Source organism: Sphaerotilus montanus (genome assembly GCF_013410775.1).
In the GTDB taxonomy this organism is placed as follows: Bacteria; Pseudomonadota; Gammaproteobacteria; order Burkholderiales; family Burkholderiaceae_C; genus Sphaerotilus; species Sphaerotilus montanus.
In genome coordinates this window covers 2405338-2428945 of sequence record NZ_JACCFH010000001.1, presented here as the reverse complement: position 1 = coordinate 2428945, position 23608 = coordinate 2405338, and the positions used below count along the sequence as shown (strand labels likewise).

15 protein-coding genes are annotated in these 23608 nt (G+C 65.4%); 6 read left to right on the top strand and 9 right to left on the bottom strand.

The window, feature by feature from the left end:
• Positions 1–5 precede the first annotated feature (5 nt).
• From BDD16_RS10945 to BDD16_RS10935, 3 genes are read right to left on the bottom strand one after another with little or no spacing between them, the layout of a single operon-like run.
• A complete protein-coding gene (locus BDD16_RS10945; protein WP_179633984.1) occupies positions 6–845 on the bottom strand; it encodes an ABC transporter ATP-binding protein in 840 nt (279 codons plus the stop codon).
• A gap of 29 nt (positions 846–874) precedes the next feature.
• Complete coding sequence (gene ntrB, locus BDD16_RS10940) at positions 875–1786, bottom strand: nitrate ABC transporter permease (RefSeq protein ID WP_375139069.1); 912 nt, start codon at positions 1784–1786, stop codon at positions 875–877.
• A 51-nt stretch (positions 1787–1837) separates the two neighbouring features.
• Positions 1838–3091, bottom strand: coding sequence for a CmpA/NrtA family ABC transporter substrate-binding protein (locus BDD16_RS10935; RefSeq protein WP_179633983.1), 1254 nt, complete (start codon positions 3089–3091; stop codon positions 1838–1840).
• Between the two features lie 392 nt (positions 3092–3483).
• Here BDD16_RS10935 and icmF point away from each other — a divergent pair, with 392 nt between their 5' ends.
• Both icmF and BDD16_RS10925 read left to right on the top strand, forming a co-directional pair.
• Positions 3484–6774 (top strand): fused isobutyryl-CoA mutase/GTPase IcmF, encoded by a 3291-nt coding sequence (gene icmF, locus BDD16_RS10930; protein ID WP_179633982.1) that lies wholly within the window; start codon positions 3484–3486, stop codon positions 6772–6774.
• Positions 6775–6906: 132 nt separating this feature from the next.
• Positions 6907–12312 carry a right-handed parallel beta-helix repeat-containing protein gene (locus BDD16_RS10925; RefSeq protein WP_179633981.1) on the top strand — a complete coding sequence of 1802 codons (5406 nt, stop codon included), beginning with the start codon at positions 6907–6909 and terminating at the stop codon, positions 12310–12312.
• Positions 12313–12364: 52 nt separating this feature from the next.
• Here the strand turns inward: BDD16_RS10925 and BDD16_RS10920 are convergent, their stop codons facing one another.
• The 4 genes from BDD16_RS10920 to BDD16_RS10905 form a co-directional block, all read right to left on the bottom strand.
• Entirely contained in the window at positions 12365–12613 is a 249-nt protein-coding gene (locus BDD16_RS10920; protein WP_179633980.1) for a DUF2442 domain-containing protein, read from the bottom strand.
• Positions 12597–12836, bottom strand: coding sequence for a DUF4160 domain-containing protein (locus tag BDD16_RS10915; protein ID WP_179633979.1), 240 nt, complete (start codon positions 12834–12836; stop codon positions 12597–12599). The genes BDD16_RS10920 and BDD16_RS10915 overlap by 17 nt, the downstream gene beginning before the upstream one ends.
• Positions 12837–12912: 76 nt before the next feature.
• Positions 12913–15255 (bottom strand): esterase-like activity of phytase family protein, encoded by a 2343-nt coding sequence (locus BDD16_RS10910; RefSeq protein ID WP_179633978.1) that lies wholly within the window; start codon positions 15253–15255, stop codon positions 12913–12915.
• Positions 15256–15372: 117 nt separating this feature from the next.
• Positions 15373–16143, bottom strand: coding sequence for a glucose 1-dehydrogenase (locus BDD16_RS10905; RefSeq protein ID WP_179633977.1), 771 nt, complete (start codon positions 16141–16143; stop codon positions 15373–15375).
• A 142-nt stretch (positions 16144–16285) separates the two neighbouring features.
• On the opposite strand from BDD16_RS10905, the gene BDD16_RS10900 reads away from it, so the two are divergent.
• Positions 16286–17335 carry an L-idonate 5-dehydrogenase gene (locus BDD16_RS10900; protein ID WP_179636103.1) on the top strand — a complete coding sequence of 350 codons (1050 nt, stop codon included), beginning with the start codon at positions 16286–16288 and terminating at the stop codon, positions 17333–17335.
• A gap of 336 nt (positions 17336–17671) precedes the next feature.
• Complete coding sequence (locus BDD16_RS10895) at positions 17672–18214, top strand: PEP-CTERM sorting domain-containing protein (protein ID WP_179633976.1); 543 nt, start codon at positions 17672–17674, stop codon at positions 18212–18214.
• A 235-nt stretch (positions 18215–18449) separates the two neighbouring features.
• Here BDD16_RS10895 and BDD16_RS10890 read toward each other — a convergent pair whose 3' ends face one another.
• On the bottom strand, positions 18450–20168 hold the full coding sequence (locus BDD16_RS10890; RefSeq protein WP_179633975.1) for a glycoside hydrolase family 3 protein: 1719 nt from the start codon (positions 20166–20168) through the stop codon (positions 18450–18452).
• A 36-nt stretch (positions 20169–20204) separates the two neighbouring features.
• Positions 20205–21536, bottom strand: a complete 1332-nt coding sequence (locus tag BDD16_RS10885) for an NYN domain-containing protein (protein WP_179633974.1) — start codon at positions 21534–21536, stop codon at positions 20205–20207.
• Between the two features lie 72 nt (positions 21537–21608).
• On the opposite strand from BDD16_RS10885, the gene BDD16_RS10880 reads away from it, so the two are divergent.
• Together BDD16_RS10880 and BDD16_RS10875 are read left to right on the top strand one after the other, a co-directional pair.
• A complete protein-coding gene (locus BDD16_RS10880) occupies positions 21609–22229 on the top strand; it encodes a hypothetical protein (RefSeq protein WP_179633973.1) in 621 nt (206 codons plus the stop codon).
• Positions 22230–22351: 122 nt separating this feature from the next.
• The gene (locus BDD16_RS10875; RefSeq protein ID WP_179633972.1) at positions 22352–23533 is read left to right on the top strand and encodes an acetyl-CoA C-acyltransferase family protein; all 1182 of its coding nucleotides are present in this window, start codon (positions 22352–22354) and stop codon (positions 23531–23533) included.
• The last annotated feature ends 75 nt before the right edge of the window (positions 23534–23608 follow it).

Below are 23608 nucleotides of genomic sequence, written 5' to 3'. Positions count from 1 at the left end.
GGACCTCAGGCCGCGTCCTTCTCCACATGGGCCTGCTTGTGGTACAGGAATTCGAGCACCGCCTCGCGGGCGCGCAGGTAATCGGCGTTGTGGGCCATCTCCAGCCGCGGGCGGAACTGCTCGCGCACCGGCGGCAGCGGCACCTGGTGCACCTCGCCGATCGTCGCCGCCGGGCCGTTGGTCAGCATCACGATGCGGTCGGACAGCAGCACCGCCTCGTCCACATCGTGTGTCACCATCATCACGGTCGATCCGGTGGTGGCGACGATCTTCATCAGTTCGTCCTGCAGCTTGGCGCGGGTCAGCGCGTCCAGCGCTCCGAAGGGCTCGTCCATCAGCAGCATCTTCGGCTCCATCGCCAGCGCCCGGGCGATGCCCACGCGCTGCTTCATGCCGCCGGAGATCTCGCCAGGCCGCTTGTCCTTGGCATGGGTCAGGCCGACGAGGTCGAGGGCGGCGAGCGCGCGGTCACGCAGTTGCGCCTTCGACTCGGTCGCACCGAACACACGGTCCACCGCGAGACCGACGTTCTCCTGGCAGGTCATCCAGGGCAGCAGCGAGTGGTTCTGGAACACCACCGCGCGCTCCGGGCCGGGGCCCTTCAGCTCGCGGCCGTCGAGCAGCAGCACGCCCGAGGTCGGCGTCGTCAGGCCGGCCACGAGGTTCAGCAGCGTCGACTTGCCGCAGCCCGAGTGACCGATCATGGTGATGAACTCGCCGCGGGCCACGTCCAGGTTCACGTCGCGCAGCGCGACGAAGGTGCCCTTCTTGGTCGGGAAGGACATCCCGACGTTCTCGATGCGCAGAAAGCGCTGGCTGCGCTCGTCCAGGGAGGTGGTGCTCATGGTGCGGGTCCTCTCGAAGGCTCAGGGAGTCAGGAATAGTCGAAGCGGCGGGCGATGGCCACCAGCAGCGCTTCGAGCGCCACGCCCACGGCGCCGATGACGAAGATGGCGATCAGGATGTGTGCGACGTTGAGGTTGTTCCACTCGTCCCACAGCCAGAAACCGATGCCCTGCCCGCCCGTCAGCATCTCGGCCGCCACGATCACCAGCCACGCCGTGCCCACCGCCAGCCGCACGCCCGTCAGCATGTAGGGCAGCACGGCCGGGAACAGGATCTTGCGCAGGATCGTCAGTTCCGACAGGTTCAGCACACGGGCGACGTTGAGGTAGTCCTGCGGCACCTGCCGCACCCCCACCGCCGTGTTGATGACCATCGGCCAGATCGAGCAGATGAAGATGGTCCAGATCGCCGCCGGGTTGGCCGCCTTGAACACCATCAGGCCGATCGGCAGCCAGGCCAGCGGCGACACCGGGCGCAGCAGGCTGATGATCGGGTCGAGCATCTGGTTCAGGAAGTCGAAGCGGCCGATCATGAAGCCCAGCGGGATGCCCACCAGCGCCGCCAGACCGAAGCCCACGCCCACCCGCTGCAACGAGGACAGCACGTTCCAGCCGATGCCCTGGTCGTTCGGGCCGTTGACGTAGAACGGATCGGAGAACAGCTTGACCGCCGCGTGCCAGACCGGGACCGGGCCGGGCAGCTGCTTGTCGCCGCTGTGGGCCACCGCCTGCCAGACCAGCAGCAGCACGAGGAAGCCCAGCAGCGGTGCGGCGAAGCGCGCCATCGTCTTCAGACGCTGGGCCCGCGCCATGGCCGCCACCTGGGCCTTGAGCCGGGCCTGTGCGGCAACGTCGACCACGGGAGCCGGGGCCTCGGGCACGGCACGGACCGTGTCATCGGGGGCGACGCTGGCCGACAGGGGCAAGGTCATGGCGTTCATCGAAATCTCCTGAGGTGGGTGGGACATGGCGGTGGCCTCCAGGGCGCCCGCTCAGGCCGCCTTGATCTTGAAAGACGCGGCGTACTTGGCCGGATTCGAGCCGTCCCACACCACGCCATCACCCAGCTTGCTGGTGCGCATGTCGCTCTTGGGCACGCTGACCTTGAGTTGCGCGGCCGCTTCCTTGTAGAGCGCCGTCTGGTTGATCGCCTTGGCCACGCCGAGGTAGTCCGGGTCGCTCTTGAGCAGGCCCCAGCGCTTGTGCTGGGTCAGGAACCACATGCCGTCCGACAGGTAGGGGTAGTTCACCGCACCGTCGTTGAAGAACTTCATGTGGTTCGGATCGTCCCAGGTCTTGCCCATGCCGTTCTGGTAGCGGCCCAGGATGCGCTGGTTGATCGCGTCGACCGACGTGTTGACGTAGGACTTCTCGGCGATCGTCTCCGCCATCTTCATCTTGTTCTGCAGGCCGGCGTCGATCCAGCGGCTGGCGTCCAGCACCGCCATGATCATGGCGCGCGCCGTGTTCGGGTTCTTCTGGACAAACTCGGCGGTGCAGCCCAGGACCTTCTCGGGGTGGTCCTTCCAGATGTCCTGGGTCGTGGTCGCGGTCACGCCGATGCCGTCGATGATGGCGCGGTGGTTCCAGGGCTCGCCGACGCAGAACCCGTCCATGTTGCCCACGCGCATGTTGGCCACCATCTGCGGCGGCGGCACGGTGATGACCTTGGCGTCCGACATCGGGTTGATGCCGTTGGAGGCCAGCCAGTAGTACAGCCACATCGCGTGGGTGCCGGTCGGGAAGGTCTGCGCGAAGGTGTATTCACGCGGCTCGGCCTTCATGACCTTGGCCAGACCGGCGCCATCGACCGCGCCCTTGTCGGCCAGCTTCTTGGACAGCGTGATCGCCTGGCCGTTGTTGTTGAGGGTCATCAGCACGGCCATGTCCTTCTTCGGGCCGCTCACGCCGAGGTGGACACCGTAGACCAGACCGTAGAGCACGTGCGCCGCATCCAGCTCGCCATTGACCAGCTTGTCGCGCACGGCGGCCCAGGACGATTCCTTGGACGGAATGATCTTGATGCCGTACTTCTCGTCGAACTTCATCACCGAGGCCATCACGACCGAGGCGCAGTCGGTCAGCGGGATGAAGCCGATGCGGACTTCCTTCTTCTCGGGGGCGTCCGAGCCGGCGGCCCAGGCACCGCCGGGCAAGGCGACCGCGCTGCCTGCGGCCGTCACGGCGGCGGCACGCTGGAGGAAGTCGCGTCGAGACGGGTTGACAGGAAACAGGGGCGTCGTCATGTGCAGTTCTCCGGGCCCCGCGGGGGCCGATTCGGGCAAAAAAAAGCGGCGTCACGATCGTTGATCCGACCCCCCGGCTTGCACCGGAAGAATCGGGACGATCGGACGCCGTTGTCCAAAATGTCCCACCTAGTGAGCCCCCGTGGCCGGAGACTCGCAGAAGGTATTGCAGGGACCGTGCCAGCCTGTTTCTGCCCTGTACAACAGGTCTGGCGATGCTGCATCGCACCATCGGCACGCAGATCGGGCCGAAATGCACCGAAACAGGGCGGACCAGACACATCTCGATGCATGAAACGCCGAGATCCCGCGGGTTCCCCCCAACTGACGTTTACGTAAACGTCAATGGACAATCAGCGTCCACGTCCTGATGCCCCGAACGGAGTCCCCTGATGACCGACCTGTCCGCCGACCACAAGGCCCTTGCCAGCTACCGCCCGACGAACAAGGTGCGTTTCGTCACCGCCGCGAGCCTGTTCGACGGCCACGACGCCGCCATCAACATCATGCGGCGCATCCTGCAGGGCATGGGCACCGAGGTGATCCACCTGGGCCACAACCGCTCGGTCGATGAAGTGGTCACCGCCGCATTGCAGGAAGACGTGCAGGGGATCGCGGTCAGCTCCTACCAGGGCGGCCATGTCGAGTACTTCAAGTACATGGTCGAGCTGCTCAAGGCGCGCGGCGGCGCGCACATCCAGGTCTTCGGCGGCGGCGGCGGCGTGATCGTGCCGGCCGAGATCCGCGACCTGAGCAGCCACGGCGTGCGCATCTTCAGCCCCGAGGACGGCCAGCGCATGGGGCTTGCCGGGATGATCGGCGAGATGGTGATGCGCTGCGACCAGGATCTGTCGAGTTACGCGCCGACCGACCTCGCCGCGCTGCAGGGCCACACCGAAGCCGCCTGGCGCGCGCTGGCGCAGCTCATCACCGCGCTGGAAAACGGCAAGGCGGACGCGGGCGTGGTCGCCGCCGTGCATGAAGCGGCGAAGGCAAGCAAGACCCCCGTGCTCGGCATCACCGGCACCGGCGGCGCCGGCAAGTCCAGCCTCACCGACGAGCTGATCCGCCGCTTCCGCCTCGACCAGGACGACGCGCTGCGCATCGCCGTCATCAGCATCGACCCGTCGCGGCGCAAGAGCGGCGGCGCCCTGCTCGGCGACCGCATCCGCATGAACGCCACCGGCCCGTGGTCGAACGGCCAGCGCGTCTACGTGCGCAGCCTCGCCACGCGCGACACCGGCTCGGAAGTCTCGGCCGCGCTGCCCGAGGTGCTGGCCGCCGCGAAGGTCGCCGGCTTCGACCTGGTCATCGTGGAGACCTCCGGCATCGGCCAGGGTGACGCGGCGATCGTGCCCTTCGTCGACGTGCCGATGTACGTGATGACGCCCGAGTTCGGCGCTGCCAGCCAACTGGAGAAGATCGACATGCTCGACTTCGCCGAGTTCGTCGCCATCAACAAGTTCGACCGCAAGGGCTCGGCGGATGCGCTGCGCGATGTCGCCAAGCAGGTGCAGCGCAACCGCGAAGCCTTCACCGTGATGCCCGACCAGATGCCGGTGTTCGGCACGATGGCCAGCCGCTTCAACGACGACGGCGTGACGGCGCTCTACCAGGCGCTCAAGGTCCGCCTCGGTGCGCTAGGCCTGCAGCTTGCCGAAGGCCGCCTGCCGCTGGTCAATACCCGCCACAGCACGCACCAGACGCCCATCGTCCCGGCCGCCCGCACCCGCTACCTCGCCGAGATCGCCGACACCGTGCGCGGCTACAAGGCCCGGGTCCGCCAGCAGGCCACGCTTGCCCGCGAGATCCAGCAGCTGCGCGCCAGCGCCTTGATGTTCAAGCAGTCCAATCCGGCCAAGAACCGCGGTGTCGAGGCCCTGACGGAACTGGCCGAGGAACGCGAAGCCCGGCTCGACCCCAGCGCGAAGAAGCTGCTGGCCATGTGGCCCGAGATGCAGCGCGCCTACGCCGGTGACGAATACGTCGTGAAGATCCGCGACAAGGAACTCCGCACCAACCTGATCCACACCACGCTGAGCGGCAACAAGATCCGCAAGGTCGCCCTGCCCGGCTACGAGTGCCACGGCGAGTTGCTGAAGTGGCTGATGCTGGACAACGTGCCCGGCAGCTTCCCGTTCACGGCCGGCGTGTTCGCGTTCAAGCGCGAAGGCGAAGACCCGACGCGCATGTTCGCGGGTGAAGGCGACGCCTTCCGCACCAACCGCCGCTTCAAGCTGGTGAGCGAGGGCATCCCCGCCAAGCGCCTGTCCACCGCCTTCGACTCGGTGACGCTGTACGGCGCCGACCCCGATCCGCGTCCGGACATCTACGGCAAGGTCGGCAACTCCGGGGTGAGCATCGCGACGCTGGACGACCTGAAGGTGCTCTATTCAGGCTTCGACCTGTGCAGCCCGACGACCTCGGTGAGCATGACGATCAACGGCCCGGCGCCGAGCATCCTGGCGATGTTCATGAACGCGGCCATCGACCAGCAGCTCGACAAGTTCAAGGCCGACAACCACCGCGACCCGACCGACGACGAAGCCTCGAAGATCAAGGCGTGGGTGCTGGCCAATGTGCGCGGCACGGTGCAGGCCGACATCCTCAAGGAAGACCAGGGCCAGAACACCTGCATCTTCTCGACCGAGTTCAGCCTGAAGGTGATGGGCGACATCGCCTCGTACTTCGTCCACCACGACGTGCGCAACTTCTACTCGGTGTCGATCAGCGGGTACCACATCGCCGAAGCGGGTGCGAACCCGATCAGCCAGCTCGCGTTCACGCTGTCGAACGGCTTCACGTTCGTCGAGGCGTATCTGGCGCGCGGGATGCACATCGACGACTTCGCGCCCAACCTGTCGTTCTTCTTCTCGAACGGCATGGACCCGGAGTACACCGTGCTCGGCCGCGTCGCCCGCCGCATCTGGGCGGTGGCGATGCGCGACAAGTACGGCGCCAACGACCGCAGCCAGAAGCTGAAGTACCACATCCAGACCTCGGGCCGCTCGCTGCACGCGCAGGAGATCCAGTTCAACGACATCCGCACCACGCTGCAGGCGCTGATCGCGGTGTACGACAACTGCAACTCGCTGCACACCAACGCCTTCGACGAGGCGATCACGACGCCGACCGAGGAGTCGGTGCGCCGCGCGATGGCGATCCAGATGATCATCAACCGCGAGTGGGGCCTGGCGAAGAACGAGAACCCGAACCAGGGCGCGTTCATCATCGACGAGCTGACCGAGCTGGTCGAAGAGGCGGTGCTGGCCGAGTTCGAGAAGATCGCCGACCGCGGCGGCGTGCTCGGCGCGATGGAGACGGGCTACCAGCGCTCGAAGATCCAGGAAGAGTCGATGCACTACGAGATGCTCAAGCACACCGGCGAGTACCCGATCATCGGCGTCAACACCTTCCGCAACCCGAAGGGCGACGAGATTCCGGAGACGATCGAGCTGGCGCGCTCCACCGATGACGAGAAGGCGTCGCAGCTCGCGCGGCTGAACGATTTCCACACGCGCCATGCGGCCCAGGCGCCCGCGATGCTGAAGCGGCTTCAGCAGGCGGTGATCGACAATGCGAATGTGTTCGAGGTGTTGATGGACGCGGTGCGGGTTTGCTCGCTGGGGCAGATCACGGGGGCGTTGTTCGAGGTGGGGGGACAATACCGGCGGAGCATGTGAGCGATCCCCTGAACTAATCCCGGTACGCCCGGGACTCGTGCGCGCCTCGATCTGCAGATATATTGCTGCAGCGGAGGGCACAACGAGATGTCAAGAATTCAGGTATGCCCGGCCTCGGCCGGATGGAGCGGCTTGGAACGTCTGCTCGGACGGTCAGCCCCGGGCGACCGGATCGAACTGGGCAACGGTGTCTACGAGGGGGACACGACGCTGCACGTTCCGTCCGGGGTGTGTCTGGTCGGCAGTGGCAAGACAGAACTGATCGGACACGGTGCCGGCCCTGTGCTGCAGACCGAGGGGACAGCCGATGTCGAGATTCTTGCACTGAAACTGCGGGTGACTGTACCTACATCGACGCTGATTGCGGTGCGTCATGCTGCGCGTGTACTGATCAAGGGATGCGAGCTAGACGGAAACATCCTTGCTGACAACGGCATTCTGGTTGAGCATTCGACAGACATCGAGATCCATGCCAATCATGTACGGGCTTGCCGACCGGAAGCTGATAATTGGGGCGCCGGCATTAAATTCGAGCTATCCGATGGCTCAATTGATTCCAATAATATTGAAGATGGAAATATAGGAGTATTTGCCCGTCAATGTAGACCATCCACTGGGTCAGAACCTGCAATTATAGCAAATAACAATCAGTGCCATAATACACTTCAGAGTGGCCTAGCATTTTTCTCCACATGCGGCATCATTACAAACAATAAATTATCTGGCAGCCACACAACCAGCGGAATTAGTATTTCGCGAGACACAAAATCACTGGAGCAACCCTCAGAAGCAAAAGTAATCGGCAATCAGTGCCATGACAACAAGGGGTCTGGAATAGTATTTTTTTCCAGCCGAGGCCGGGTAGAAAACAACGACTGCTGGGGCAGCATCACACGGAACGGCATCAGCATTGAACGAGACCCAACGTCACTTGACTGCGCATCCGAAGTAGATGTCATCGGCAATCGATGTAACGAGAATGAGCAAGCTGGAATTATATTTCTATCCAGTCAGGGTCGTGCAGAAAACAACGACTGCCGGGGCAATCGCACCCTCAGTGGCATCATCATTCAGCGAGACCCAGAATCTCCAGAGCACCCATCTGAAGTTGATGTCATCAGCAATCGGTGCCACGAGAATAAGCAAGCGGGGATTATTTTCCTTTCCAGCAAGGGTCGTGCAGAAAACAACGACTGCTGGGGCAATCGTACCCTCAGTGGCATCAACGTTGAACGAGACACAAAGTCACCTGACTGCGCATCCGAAGTAGATGTCATCGGCAATCGATGTAAAGAGAATGAGCAAGCTGGAATTATTTTCTGTTCCAGCAAGGGTCGTGCAGAAAACAACGACTGCTGGGGCAATCGCACCCTCAGTGGCATCATCATTCAGCGAGACAAAAAGTCTCCCGAGCACCCATCTAAAGTGGATGTCATCGGCAACAAATCCCATGGAAACAAGGGGGCTGGAATTGTCTTTCTTTCCAGCAAGGGCCTCGTGAAAAATAACACCTGCTGGGAAAATCAGACACTGAGCGGGATAAACATTGAACGCGACAATTATTCACCGAAAGAACCTTCTGAAGCACAGGTTATCGGCAATCGATGTTATAATAACAAAGACAGTGGGATTGTATTTTTCTCTAGCCAAGGCCGCGTAGAAGACAATGACTGCTGGAGAAATAAAACCCTCAGCGGCATTATCATTCAGCGCGACAAAAAATCACCCGAGCAACCCTCCATAGTGGAAGTCATCGGTAATCGATGCCATGAAAATACGGAAGCCGGAATAACATTTCTTTCCAGCGAGGGCCTCGCAAAAAATAACGCCTGCTGGAAAAATAAAACAACCGGCATTTCTATTGAGCACGATAACAACTCACCTGGATATGCGTCCGAAGTGGATGTAATTGGTAACACATGCCGAAAAAACCAGGAGGCCGGGATTTCATTTTTCTCCAGTCACGGCCTCATAGAAAAAAATGAGTGCTCGGGCAGTCACATCTTCAGCGGCATTATGATTCAGCGAGACAAAAGATCTCCAGAACAACCATCAGAAGTAGCCGTCACTGACAATATTTGCCACAAAAATGAACAGTCCGGAATTGCATTCTTCTCCAGTCGCGGCCGCATAGAAAACAATAATTGCAGGGGAAGTCGCACTCACAGTGGCATTCTCATTCAACGCGACCCAAAGTCGCCCACACACCCATCCGAAGTGGATGTCATAGGCAACAAATGCCACGATAATAAGCAAGCAGGAATTATCTTTTTTTCTAGCCAAGGCCGCGTAGTAAAAAACGACTGCTGGGGCAATCGCACACTAAGCGGCATCAGTATTGAACGAGACCAAAATTTGCCTGACTGTGCGTCCGAAGTGGACGTCATTGGCAATCGATGCCATCACAACAAGCAATCCGGCATTGCGCTGATTGCCAACATCGGTCACTCCGAAGGCAACATTGTCTGGGCCAATGGCGCGACCGGCACGCCTGAGCCAATCGCTTCGGCAGACACACACAGCCCGCAAGCCCTGCACATCGCCAACCTCGCCGCTACCGGGCAACCCGCAGCAGTGGCCCAAACGGCAGCACTGGCAGATTTCCTTCTCTCCGGCGGCTGCCAAGGCTGCTTCGACCAGTTCTGGCATCACAAACCCGGCAGTCCGACACAGCCTGTACTGATCGCCCAACCACCGGCATCCAGTGCGAGCACGTCACAGACGCCTCCCCGATCGCTGCGCGTCTACCAAGTCACCCGCACCATTGCCTCAGTCGCGATCCGCGGCATCGCTGCTCAAGACAGCCACTGGTGGCGCAGCCCACGGCCCCCTGCCCCCGGCCTCGCGGCGCTAACCGCCCTGATGCCACTGTTTGGTCAAAAACTGCAACAGGCGCGCAGCAGGAAGGTAACCAAAGACGGGGATATCGCCATCGCCCCTCACTGGCTCGCAGGCGTCGTCAGTGCAAACGACCCAGCCCTGGACCACTGGCTGGAAGACATCGCCGCGCGCCGTGACGACATGGCATCAGCCCTGCCTGCAGGCAGTTCGGCAGCCGATGTGCGTGTGCGCATCTTCGATCTGGCCGGTGCGCAGGAGCAGACCAGTTCCAACGCTGCGGCGATCGACTTCATCGAGCAACACCTCTTGGCCGACCGCACACGGTGGTGGCAACGCGGAGCCGCAGTTCTGGAAAGCCTGCTCTTCATGCCGGCCGCATATTTTCTAGCTGCCCTCCTGGTCATGGCAGTGATGACACTGCTGGTTGTCGCCGGTTTGGTTTACTTGATTGATCCGGCCTTCGTCAGCGCGCCGGATTTGTCAGGCGTACACCTACGCCAACTCGGCCAGAAAATTCTGACCAACCTGCAGGACACCGCTTGGCTCAAAGCTCATCGCGCAAAATTGGCGCTCGGCACAACGGCGTACTTACTGGTCTTCCTGCTACTGCTGATCCGCACCCTGCCAGCGAGTCTGCGCATCGGACTCCTGCCTCTGCTGACATGGCTAGGCAAAATACTGTCGAAGACAGTACCACGTCTCGAAAAGATCCTTGCTTCAGCCATCGAGCCAAGTTCGCGCTGGCACCGCCTCGTCCATTCGGAACGATGCCGCCGCCACTGGCTGCGGCGACAGATCTACGCACCACGCCGATTCGAGTCGCTGCGCAAACGCTCGGCGCCAGCCATGATCATCGTCCTGCGTCACGTCGACATTCCATCACCGGCGCTGCAACAGCAGATGCGGCTGCTGTTCGAATTGTGTCCGCCACACCAGGCCCTTCTGCTGGTGACCCAGGTTCCGGGGCTGTCGATGCTCGCCAGCGGCTACCTCGATGTCTGGTTTGGCCCCGCTGCACCGAAGGCCGATGCTGCCCTGGTGATCCACGATGTGGACTCGGCGCAGATTCCTCTGGCCACAGACAGCCCTGCCGAATGGGCCGACCGCCAGAAGGCAGCCCCGGCCCGGCTCGCCGCGCTGCTCGGCTGGCCAGCGGCAGCCGATGCCGAGCAGTACGCCAACGCGCTCATCCATGGCACCTTTGATGTCAAGCAATGGCTGCCCGCGCTGATCATCGGCTCAACACCGCAGATGCACATGCTGACCCGCCGGGACAACGCCGAGCACCGCCAGTACAGCCAGGCACTGAACAAGGCCCTGGAAACGTTCTTCCAGATTCTCGGAGGCACACAGACCACGCTGTCCGGGCCTGACGTGGAGGCGATGGATCGCATGGCACACGAAGGCCGAGCCCTGCTGGCTGTCGCCCTGAAACCGCGCCACGGTCAGCCAGGACAGCGTCAGTGGATCGGCCGAGGTGGCTACCGCGTCGAACTGGCTCGGCTGCTGCGCGACTGGTGCGGCGACACCGGCCCGGAAGCCCCCTCCGGCGCGGATATCCTGCTGGCAGCATTGCAGACCTGCGGTGAGCTTTACCACGTCCGGGCCATGCAACACCTCCTGACGCTGGCCACCAAGACGACCCCGCTCACGGAGGTAGACCTCCAGCGGCTGCAACGCTTGCCTTTGCACATGGAGGCCGCCCTGTTCCTCCTAGACGAACGCCAGCGGCTCATGCAGGCCCTGCAGCACAGGTGGCCCACCATGGCCGAGGCGACAGCACCCGCCTGGCATCGCCTGCAACAAGCCCACATCCACCTGAAAAGCGCGTGGTGCGAATTGACCGCCAGCGTTCACACCACCTCGGCACCATCGCTGTCAGCGTCACAGAACACCCGACTGTGCCTGCTACTGCTGCGCATCCAGGCCATTCACCGCAACCATGGCAGTGATCCGATTGCGGATGACGGACCTGAAGAGAAGCAACTGTGCGCGCTGCTCGACGATCCACTCAAGCCGCTCTCGGGCACCGCAGGCCCAACCGGCACCAAGCCAGCCCTGTGGCCACGTTTCCTGCATGACTTGCAAACCGAACTCGTCACGATCGCGCGTCAGGAACCGACCGCCGCCCGGCGACTCTTGCGCGCCAAGCTGGCACAAGATTGGCACGGTCTGTCACCGACTGGCCGTACAGCGATTGAGCAACTGGGAACCCGATTCACACACTTTTGGCTGCAGCAGATGACACGCTGCACCTCTGCCCAGCAGTTGTTCGATCTGGTGCGATCCCTGCATCGGCAGCCTGCACTGGTGATTGCCGGACTCGGCCTCTTGGTCTCGGACCAGTTCCGACAAACCGGTCACGATTCGATAGCTGACGCCCGATGGGCACGCTTGACAGCAGCCCTACTCGATCTGCGTCGGGCTTGTGCCTCAACTGTCGAACCGTTCCCTATCCCGAACATGAGCATCTCACTTGGTTGCCCAGCGTCGGAGGCAGCCACCGCGCTGCTCCTGCACCCGGACATGCACCAGTCACTGACCAAGGTATTGGCACAAGGACAAGCGACACCCGCCATCGACACATCCTCGCTCGAATGCGAAATCGAAGGTCTGGCACTAGGAGACCACGGCAAGCTGAAGACCGCTATGGACGCAGCAAACGCCATGGATGAACGAATGCTGTTATCGGCCTGAACGGACGTTCATGCCGACCACTGCGACGTTCAAGCAGTGTGAGCCGGGCAGTTCAGGCCGCCTTGGGATGCTGGCGGGTCATGTCGCCCTGCCCCGCCAGCAAGCCAGCCACCGAGATGTCCTCGTCCAGCGCCTCCCAGTGCAGCCCGTAGCGGCTGAGTTCCACCTGCTCGCGCTGCTGCGGCGAGGCGCTCAGCAGCCGTGGAAACCACGTCAGCGGCACCGCGATCACCCGGCCATCGGTCAGATCGACCCACAGGCTGTTGTCGTCGAAACGCACCGACTTAGGCGAAGTAGTCATTCCACGTCCTTTCGATCTGGTCAGCCTTCGTCTCGATGACTGCGGCCAGTTCGCGCAGTGTTCGAGCGTCGAATCCGTCGCTGTGGGCCAGGCAGACGGGCCGCACCCAGAACTTCGCTTCGGCCCCATCGCCCTGCACATGGATGTGCAGCGACTCACGCGGATTGCCTTCGTTGGAATAGAAGAAGAAGCGGAAGTTGCGATGGCGGAAGACGACCGGCATCGCGCCATCATAGGTCAGAGCCCCGCATCTTCTCGACAGCATGTGAGGCATGACGGCGGCCCGCCCCCGCCGCCGCTCAGTTCAGGATCTTGCCCAGCCGCACCAGCTGCGTCTCGCCGCTGCTGTCGTTGACGCCATCGTTGTCGGTGACGAACAGCACCTCGCCGCTGGCCAGCACCGCCAGGCCCTCGATCTTCTCCAGCACCGGACCCTGGGTGGCACGCAGGTCGGGCATCAGATCGCGCACCAGCGTCTTGGTCAACGTGCCGCCGGCCGCCACGCCGGTCAGGTCGATGCGGTAGAGGCGCTTGATGCGGGCGTCCGGGCCGTTCTGGTTGTCGCGCTCGACCACCAGGAAGCGGTTGTTGCCGAGCGCAGTGATTTCCGACAGCCCCACCCAGCCGCCGTTGGGCGAGGTCGCCGTGTCCAGCGGGTAGAAATGGAACTGCCAGGTCTTGGTGGCGAGGTCGTACACCGCGATGCGCGGCATCGTCTCACCCAGCCAGGCGCGCTGGATCGGCACGACCAGCTTGCCGTTCGACTCGGCCACGCCCTCGAAGCCGTAGCGGGCCTGCAGCGCATTGACCGCGTCCGGCAGGGCCACCACCTCCTGGACCACCCCCGTCGCCGACACCCGCAGCAGCAGGTTGGCCGAGGTGATGTTGCGGCCGGTCTCGTAGGCGGTCTTCGAACCCGCGCCTTCCGAGGCGATCCAGAAGCCACCGGCGCTGGCCAGCGAAATGCCCTCCGGATCCAGGTTCACCGTCTTGTCGGCGTTGATCATCGCCGTGACGTCGGTCTGGTCGAAGGCCTGGTTGTCCTTGGCGGCCGGCAAGGTGGCGCCGAAGGTCTTCAGCACATCGTTGGTGTCGGTGATGCGCAGCTCGCTGCGGATGACGGCGGGCGTGACGCCGACATCGACCGTGAAGATGCGGTTGGCGCGGAAGAAGCTGTCGTCGACCGCGTACACCGTGTTGCCGCTGGGCGCCGCCACCATGCCGGACAGGGCGGCCCACGGAATCGGCTTGCCGTCCGCGCGGTCGGCGGACTGGATCGTCGGGTACTGGGCCGCGGCCTTCTGGTAGCGGTAGAGGTTCAGCGCCGCACGGGCTGGCAGGCTGCGGTCGTCCACCTCGCTGGCGGACACCATCAGGCCGCGCGACGGGATCGTCACCAACCCTTCCGGGCTCAGGGCACCGGGCAGCGCCTGCTTGTAGACCGGCGCCGTCGGCTGGCTCATGTCGTAGACGGCCACCACGCTGGAGCGCTCGGACGCGACGAACAGGTAGTCCGTCGAGCCGAAGCGGCCGAAGGCGACGTTCTCGGGCTCGTTGCCCTTGGCGTCGTTGCGGCGGTCGTTGGTGTGGCCGATGCGGGCGAGGCGATATTCGAGGTCCATGCCGACATCGAAGGCCACGCTGCCGTCGGTGTTGAAGATGGTGAAGCCGCGGCTGCCGCCGTTGAGGTCGCCTTCGTTGGCGGTGGCGAAGCGGGTCTTCGACACCCAGGTCACGCCGTCGGGCTCGCGCAGGCGGTCGGCCTGGGTCTGGTTGAACTGGACGAGGTTCGGCCGCTCGTCGGTCAGGTCGACGTCGGTCAGCGTCACGCTGCCGGCGGAGAAATGCCCGCTGACCTTGCCGGTGGCGAGGTCGACCAGCGCGAGGTGGTTGTTCTCCTGCAGCGTGACGACCGCGACGTTGTCCTCGTTGATCGAGACGTACTCGGGTTCCGGGTCGGTGCCGTACAGCGCGGCCAGGCCGGTGAGCGCCACATCGCGGCGGGTCCACGCCGCCGGGGCGCCGACCAGATCGACGATCGCCAGGCGGCCGGCCGGCAGTTGCGGGATCGCGCCGCCGTTGACGCTCTCGTCGCGCTCGTTCTCGATCACGACCGCGGCGTAGCGGCCGTCCTTGCTGACCGCCACCGAATCCGGCTGCCCGCCCAGGTCCAGCTCGGCCACCTTGGTGCGCGTGGCGATGTGCACCACCACCAGCTTGCCGGTCGGCGCGGTGAACGACGCCGAGGTGTTCACGGCCACCAGTGCATGCGCCCCGACCACGGCCACCGAGGTCGGCTCGCCGTCCAGCGTCAACGATCCCAGACCGACCGGCGCCGCCGGATCGGTGATGTCGACGAAGCCGATCTGCTTGCTCAGACCGCTGGTGTAGACCAGCGTCATGCCGTCGGTGCTGGCCGCGACGATCTCGGCGTTGACGGGAGTCGCCGACTCGCAGGAAGACCCCACCTGGGCACAGATGGTGAAGGTCGATACCCGGTTGAAATGCATCGTCGCATCGGGCGTCGAGGCCTGGACGGTGTCGGTCTTGGGGGTGTCGTCACCGCCGCCGCAGGCGGCCAGGGTCACCAGCATCGACACGGCCAGGGCGATGGCCGACTGACGGAGGTTGGGGAAAGACATGGCGGATTCCTTCTGCACGGGGTGATGAAACAAGGGCAACCCGTGACAGTAGGTGGCGGACGTGACAACACCGTGAAGCCCTGCACGGTGTACCGATGTCCGCCGTCCGCAGTCTGCTCAGAGACTCGCCGTGATTCCCCCGTCCACATACAGGATGTGGCCGTTCACGAAGCTCGACGCATCCGACGCCAGGAAGATCGCCGCCCCGCCCAGCTCCTCCACATCGCCCCAGCGGCCCGAGGGCGTGTGTGCGGTCAGCCAGGCGGTGAAGGCGGGATCGGCAACCAGCGCGCTGGTGAGTTCGGTCTTGAAGTAGCCGGGGCCGAGGCCGTTGACCTGGATGCCGTGCTTGCCGAGGTCGATCGCCATGCCCTTGGTGAGCATCTTCACCGCGCCCTTGGTGGCGGTGTAGGGCGCGATGCCGGGGCGGCCGAGTTCGCTCTGCACCGAGCAGACATTGATGATCTTGCCCCGACCGCGCGGCACCATGCAGCGCGCCACCGCCTGCCCGACGAGGAAGACGCTGTCGATGTTGGTCGTCGTGATGCGGTGCCAGGCGTCGAGCGGGAACTCGGTGAACGGGGCGCGGTGCTGCATGCCAGCGTTGTTGACGAGGATGTCGATCGGGCCGACCTCCGCCTCGATGCGCGCCACGCCGGCCTGCACGGCGTCGGCGTCGGTCACGTCGAAGGCGTAGGCGGCCGCGTCGATGCCCTGCCCGGCCAGCGCGGCGCGGGTCGCCTCCAGCCGATCGGCGTCGCGCGCATTGAGCACCACGCGGGCGCCCGCCGAGGCCAATGCACACGCCAGCGCCAGGCCGATGCCCTTGCTGGAGCCGGTGATGAGGGCGATGCGGCCGGTGAGATCGAAGCTGGGGTGTTTATTCATCATATGAAAGTAGCGACATCGCCCGGAAAGGTCAACCCGCGAAACCCGCCTTGTCCACCTGCGGCGCGTCGCTATAGTGGCCCGCACATTCCGAGGAGATCCGATGACTGATGACATCGCCGATGACATGACCGGCCGCCCGCTGCGCCTGCGCTGCCGCTGCCTGCTGATCCACGCGCCGGACGACCTGCGCATCGAGGAGCAGGACGCGGGCGAGATGGCGCCGGGCCAGGTGACGGTGCAGGTCGGCATGGGCGGCATCTGCGGCTCGGACCTGCACTACTTCCACCACGGCGGCTTCGGCACCGTGCGGATCAAGCGGCCGATGGTGCTCGGGCATGAAGTCGCCGGCACGGTGATCGCGGTGGCGCCGGACGTGACGCGGGTGCAGGTGGGCGACCGCGTGGCGGTGAACCCGAGCCGGCCGTGCGGGACGTGCAAGTTCTGTCTGGAGGGCCTGCCGAACCAGTGCCTGGAGATGCGCTTCTACGGCAGCGCGATGCGCGATCCGCATGTCGAAGGCGCGTTCCGGCAGCTGCTGGTGTGCAACGCGGTGCAGTGCGAGACCGTGGCGTCGGGCGTGCCCTTGACGCTGGCGGCGCTGGCAGAGCCGTTCTCGGTCGGGCTGCACGCGGTGTCGCGGGCCGGGTCGCTGCTGGGCAAGCGGGTGCTGGTGTCGGGCTGCGGGCCGATCGGGTGTCTGGCGATCGCGGCGGCGCGGGTGCATGGCGCGGCGGAGATCGTCGCGGTCGACGTGACCGACGAGACGCTGGCCGTCGCCCAGGCCATGGGCGCCGACCGGACGATCAACGTCGCCACCGACACCGACTGGGTCGCGCGCTACAGCCCAGACAAGGGCACCTTCGACGTGATGATCGAGTGCTCGGGCAACGAGCGGGCGCTGCGGGCGGGCCTGGACGTGATGCGCCCGCGCGGCGTGGTGGTGCAGCTCGGCCTGGGCGGCGACGTGAACATCCCGCAGAACCTGATCGTCGCCAAGGAGCTGAGCCTGTGCGGCAGTTTCCGCTTCCACGCCGAGTTCGCGTTGGCGGTGCGGCTGATCAACGAGGGGCGGGTGGATCTGCGGCCGATGGTGACGCGGACCTATCCGCTGGCGCAGGCGCGGGAGGCGTTCGAGCTGGCGAGCGATCGGCGGCGGGCGATGAAGGTGCTGATCGACTTCGACGCTTGAGCGGTCAGTCAGGTACTCACCGGTCGAATCAGGCTGACAGCGCCGGCATCTCGCGGTACAGGCCCAGGCAGCCCTCGTCGTCGCCCAGGCCAGCGGCAATGTTCAGCGAGATTTCCCCAGACGGGTATCCACACCGGGCACAGCCAGCGTTCTCGTGGCCTCCCCCCGCATTCGCGAGGGTCAGAGGGATCGCTCGGGCGAAAGAATCCGTCTCTCCGTCTTTCATCGTTTGCAACATGCCCCGTGATCACGGGAGTACCCGTATCGATCGCAAAAGTTGCCATGTAGATTGACAAAAATCCACTTTCGGATGCGTTTTTCTATATAGAGGACACGATGCCAGCACGAAACAAAACCACCCTGATCGCCACCGCCATGGCCGCGCTGCTGTGCTGCGCCGGCCAGGCCCAGGCTGATACCTTCACGGTCGATTTCAGCGGGACGTTCAACGAGGCGAACCCGTTCAGCCCGCCGCTCGGCACGCCGCTGGTCGTCGACATGGAAATCACCACCGCCGGCGACGCCAGCAGCCCCGAGGCCATCACCAGCATCACCGGTACCATCCGGGGCCAAGCCATTTCCAGCTTCCAGAACGGCATCAGCGCGACGTTCTGGTTCGACAGCACCCTCGGCATGGGCCATTTCAGCAGCATGGGTCTGTACGCCTACACCAGCAACGGGCTGTGGCGTCTGCAGGACACGCAGATCGGGCTGTTGGGCCCGATCGGCAGCTCGGGCTACACCTCCAGCCCAGCCGCCAACATCTGGACGACGGCCCCCCTGACGGCACCGGTGCCCGAGCCCGGCACGATGGCCATGCTGCTGGCCGGCCTGGGCGCGCTCGGCCTGAAGGGCCGCCGTCAGACCAGCCGCCGCTGAGTCGGGCGGCGACAGACTGCTGGGCCAGCGCATCGGCCGGGGTCACGCCCTGGGTGCTCGGCGATGACCTCGAAGGCGAAGCCCGTGCCATGGGCACGACGCTGGCCGGACTTGCCCGACAGACCGCCAGCCACGGTCATCCGTTCGCCGTGCCGTGCGTGCTGCTCAGCGGAGGGGAAACACGGACGGCATCGACGGGCTGGCACCGATCGCGGGCGAGTCTGGTCACGGGCCGTCAGTACGCCGCGTCCGGCAACCCGCAGAACGCATCCACCGGGCTGATCCCCGTGAACGCCTCCGCGCCCAGCAGCTTGCGCACCACCGCATGCTGCACAGGCGACGCCGCCGTGTAGGCGTTGACGACACACGGCATGCGCGGCGCGTCGTACAGGTAATACGGCTGGCCGAACGACACCAGCGCGCACGGGATGTCGTGCCAGTAGCGGCGCATCGCCGTGGTCCAGTGGCCGTGCAGGCGCGCCCAGTCCAGATAGATGTGCGACTGCACCAGCAGCGACTCCTGCGCCAGCAGGTAGAGCACGAGGTCGGTGTCGGCGGGCGTCGGCGGCTGCGCGGTATCGAAGGCGCGCACCTCGAAGCCGTGCGCGGCCAGCAGCGCGGGCACTTCCAGCTCCTTCGGTGCCTGCCCGGCGAAGCCACCCCGCGCCGGATCGGTGACGACGACGATGCGGCGGTGGCGCTCGACGCTGAGCGGCAGCAGCCCGCGCACGTCCTTCACCAGCGTCACGCTGGCGCTCGCCACGCGCTGCTCCACCGCCAGATGCGCCGGCTGGCGGACCACGGCGCGCGCCTGTTCCAGTGGCGGCAGCAGCTCGTCCAGCGTCTTGCGGTGCAGCCCCAGCGCCGCCTTCAGGCCGAGCACGCGGGTCACCGCCTCCTCGACCCGCGCCTCGGTGAGCCGGCCATCGGACAGCGCGCGCAGGACGTGGCCGAAGTCCGCCTCGAACGGGCTCGGGAACAGCAGCACGTCGCAGCCGTTGGCGATCACCTCCGGGATGCACTCGGCGCGGCTGGCCCAGCTCGACAGCCCGGCCATGCCGCTCGCGTCCGAGACGATCAGGCCGTTGAAGCCGAGTTCACCGCGCAGCAGGTCTTCGTTCAGGCAGCGCGACACACACGCCGGCCGGCACAGCTCCAGCCCGGTCGCACCGTGTTCACGCGCGTAGGCGGGCAGCGCGATGTGCGCCGACATCACCGTCATCAGCCCGTCGTCGATCAGGCCGCGGTAGATCCGCCCGAAGTGTTCGCGCCACGCAGGCATGTCCAGCGGGTTGATGGTGGTGACGAGGTGCTGGTCGCGGTCATCGAACCCCTCGCCCGGCCAGTGCTTGGCGGTGGCGGCGATGCCGTGGCGCTGGAACGTGGCGACGTTGACGCGGGCCTGCGCCAGCACGGTGTCCGGGTCCGAGCCGTAGGAGCGGGTGGCGACGATGGCGCTGCGGAAGGCGGCGTTGAGGTCGGTGACCGGCGTGAAGGTCCAGTTGTAGCCCATCGCCCGCGCTTCCCGCGCCAGCACGGTGACGGCCTCCTCCGCCAGCGCGGTCGACCCTGTGGCCGCCAATCCCAGCTGGTTGGGCAGCGCGGTCCCGAACGGCAGGCCGATCGCGCCGCCCTCGATGTCGCCGCTGATGAGCAAGGGAATCTCGCTGCGTTCGATCAGCGCCCGGGTGGCGCGCCAGCTCGCGTCGAGGTCCGCGCCGCCGAAGCGGGTGACGCCGCCGACGCCGAGCGCGGCGAGGGCGGCCACTTGCGCCTCGTCATCGCCGTGGGCGGCGACGTTGAAGAGCTGGCGCACCTTCTGCTTGGTGGTGAGCGTGCGCAGCTGGTCGGCGACCCAGGCGATGCCCGCGTCGTCGAGGTGGAACGGGGGCAGACGCAGCGCCTCCAGCGTGGACGACGGTGCGGACGGATGCGGGGGATGGGGCGTGGTCATGCCCCATTCTGTCAGCACACCGTCAGGGACCGCGACTCAGAGCTCCGGCGCCTCGCTGGCAATCTTGCCGCTGACCCAGCGCTGCAGCAGGGCAGGCGCCCCGTCGTCCATCAGCACCTGCTCGCGCCGGCACAGGTTGATCAGGTTGCCGACGAGTCGGTAGGACAGCGTCGGCACGTCGTCCTCGCCACGCCCGAACTCGTGGCCGCACAGCAGCAGCCCGCGCAGCACCCAGTTGACCGACTCGCGGCTGACATCGTGGCCGTTCTCGCGCAGCCGGTCGCGCACGCGCTTGCCGGTGTCGTTGAGCTGGAAGGGCTGGTCGGCGACATCGGACGCCACCGCATCGAACAGCGCCCGGAAATCCCGCGGCGACAGCAGCGGCACGCCGGTGGTGTCGTGCACCTGGCGGATCAGCGCCAGCAGGGGCGGCTCGATGCCCCAGTCCGTGGCATCGAAGCTGCTGCGGGCCGGTGACGGCGCCCGCAGCACGTGGCGCACCGGGTCGTAGAGATGCCCGCCCGAGGCCCCCCAGTCCAGCACCAGCGGCGCCAGGGCCAGCGACTCCAGGAAACGGCGGAAGCCGCCCTGCCCCAGCCAGTCCGGCGACAGCCCCGGGTATTCGTGCATCAGGCGCGACGCCAGACGGGCACACGGCACCGGCAGATCCGCCCGCGCCACCTCGGCGCGGATGCGCTCGACCAGGGCGTCGGCGGTCGGCAATGCCGGGGCGGCCGGGACAGGGGCGGCTGCAGGGTAGGCCAGCATCGACGGCGTGAAGGGGGCCGGGGATGGCGACGCGTCCGGCGGCGAGATCACCGGCAGCGGCGGCTCGTCGAACTCCCGCACCCCCATGTCCAGCGCATCGCGCACGAACAGGTCGGTGTCGATCAGCAGATCGGCCGAAGCGCGGTAGGCGGCCGAGGGGAAGCCCACGGCCAGCACCGTCGTGCGCCGGTCCCAGCGCCGCAGCTTGCGCAGCACGGGCGTGAAGTCGGCGTCGGCGGAGAAGACGATGAACTCGTCGTAGTGCACCTGGTGCTGCAGCAGGTCGACCATGTCGAGCACCATGTGGATGTCGGTGCTGGTCTTGCCCTCGCTGGTCATCGCCGGGCAGTCGACGATCTCGAAGCCGCCGTGGTTGAACGAGGGCCGGAAGCGCTGGTAGACCTGCGGGTTGAGGTAGACCCGCCGCACCAGCAGCCGGCGCTGCGCGTTCGCCGGCGCGCCATCCGGCAGCGCCAGGTCCTTGATGAGCCACTGCACCCACTCCAGGGGCTGGCGGCCGAAACGCTCGGCGATCATCGGATCAAGCTTGCGCAGGCCCGAGTACACGTTGTCGAAATCCACGAACAGGGCCGACTTCATCTTGTTGTCCAGTAACTGTTGTTCTGCATCATCAGGGGACGCGTGAACCGTGCAGTGTAAGAAGATCCGCCCATGAACACCCACCTCGACGACCTGCTCGCCCGCATGCAGCACCTCGAAGCGGAACTCGAAGCCGAACTCGCCCGCCGGCGCGGCGAGATCGAGTTCGTGATCGAGAACCGCCGCGTCAAGTTCGCGCAGGAGGTGATGCACCTGCAGCGCCAGCACAAGGTCGGGATGTGGCGCTACCTCGCACAGAGCAGCCTGGCCGCGGTGCTGACGGCGCCGGTGATCTATGCGGGGTTCATCGCCTTCGTGGTGATGGACCTGTTCGTCACCGTCTACCAGGCGGTCTGCTTTCCGGTCTACGGCATTCCCAAGGCGCGCCGCAGCGACTACATCGTCTTCGACCGCACCGACCTGCCCTACCTGAACGTGATCGAGAAGTTCAACTGCTTCTACTGCTCGTACGGCAACGGCGTGGCGGCCTACCTGCGCGAGGCGGCGGCGCGCACCGAGCAGTACTGGTGCCCGATCAAGCACGCCCGGCGCATGGTCGCCACCCACGACCGCTACCCGCGCTTCTTCGAATACGGCGATGCACAGGCCTACCGGGAAGGGCTGGAGCGGCTGCGCCAGCACTACGACACGGCGCCGTCCGGCGGCGACACGGCCGACGTCGACGCCCCCTGATCGCCGGCATTGACGTTCGTCAGCAATCTGTATTGCAGGCGGAGTACCGTTTGCGCTCGCACTTGAACCTCGAACCCGAACCCTGATTCCGGATCCCCGATCCACCCCTGGAGGAAGACACCATGACCCGCGAAGTATTCATCGTCAGCGCAGCCCGTTCGGCCATCGGCACCTACGGCGGTACCCTCAAGGACACGCCGCTGGTCGATCTGGCCACCACCATCGTCAAGGCCGCGCTGGAGCGCAGCGGCGTGCCGGCCGACGCCGTCGGCCACCTGGCGATGGGCACCGTCGTCACCACCGAGCCGCGCGACTGCTACCTGAGCCGTGTGGCCGCCGTGAACGCCGGCTGCTCGCAGGAAACGCCCGCCTTCAACGTCAACCGCCTGTGCGGTTCGGGCCTGCAGGCCATCATCTCGTCGGCCCAGGCCATCCTGCTGGGCGACTGCGAAGTGGCGATCGGTGCCGGCGCGGAGAACATGAGCCGCGGCGCCTACCTGCTGCCGACCAACCGCTGGGGCGCGCGCATGGGCGACACGCAGGTGATCGACCTGATGGTCGGCGCGCTGCACGACCCGTTCCACAAGATCCACATGGGCCTGACGGCCGAGAACGTGGCCGAGAAGTACGGCATCACGCGCCAGATGATGGACGAGCTGACGGTCGAGAGCCACCGCCGTGCGGCGCAGGCCATCGCCGAAGGCCGCTTCACCAGCCAGATCGTGCCGATCGAGATCAAGACCCGCAAGGGCATGGTCCCCTTCCTGATCGACGAGCACGTCAAGGCCGACACCACGATGGAAAGCCTGGCGAAGATGCGCCCCGCCTTCAAGAAGGACGGCATGGTCACCGCGGGCAACGCCTCGGGCATCAATGACGGCGCCGGCGCCGTCGTGCTGGCCAGCGGCGAGGCGGTCAAGGCGCACGGCCTGAAGCCGATCGCCCGCCTGGTGACCTACGCGCACGCCGGTGTCGACCCCACCATCATGGGCATCGGCCCGGTGCCGTCGACCCGCATCGCGCTGAAGCGTGCCGGCCTGTCGATCGGCGACATGGACGTGATCGAAGCCAACGAAGCCTTCGCCGCACAGGCCTGCGCCGTGTCGAAGGAACTCGACCTCGACCCGGCCAAGGTCAACCCGAACGGCTCGGGCATCTCGCTCGGCCACCCGATCGGTGGCACCGGCGCGATCATCACGACCAAGGCCCTGTACGAACTGCAGCGCATCAACGGCCGCTACGCGCTGGCCACGATGTGCATCGGTGGCGGTCAGGGCATCGCGGCGATCTTCGAGCGCTGCTGATCCCGCCTCGGGCGCCTGACCTCAGGCGCCTGAACGCAAAGGAAGCCGGGCCGGTGTGCCCGGCTTTTTTGCGTC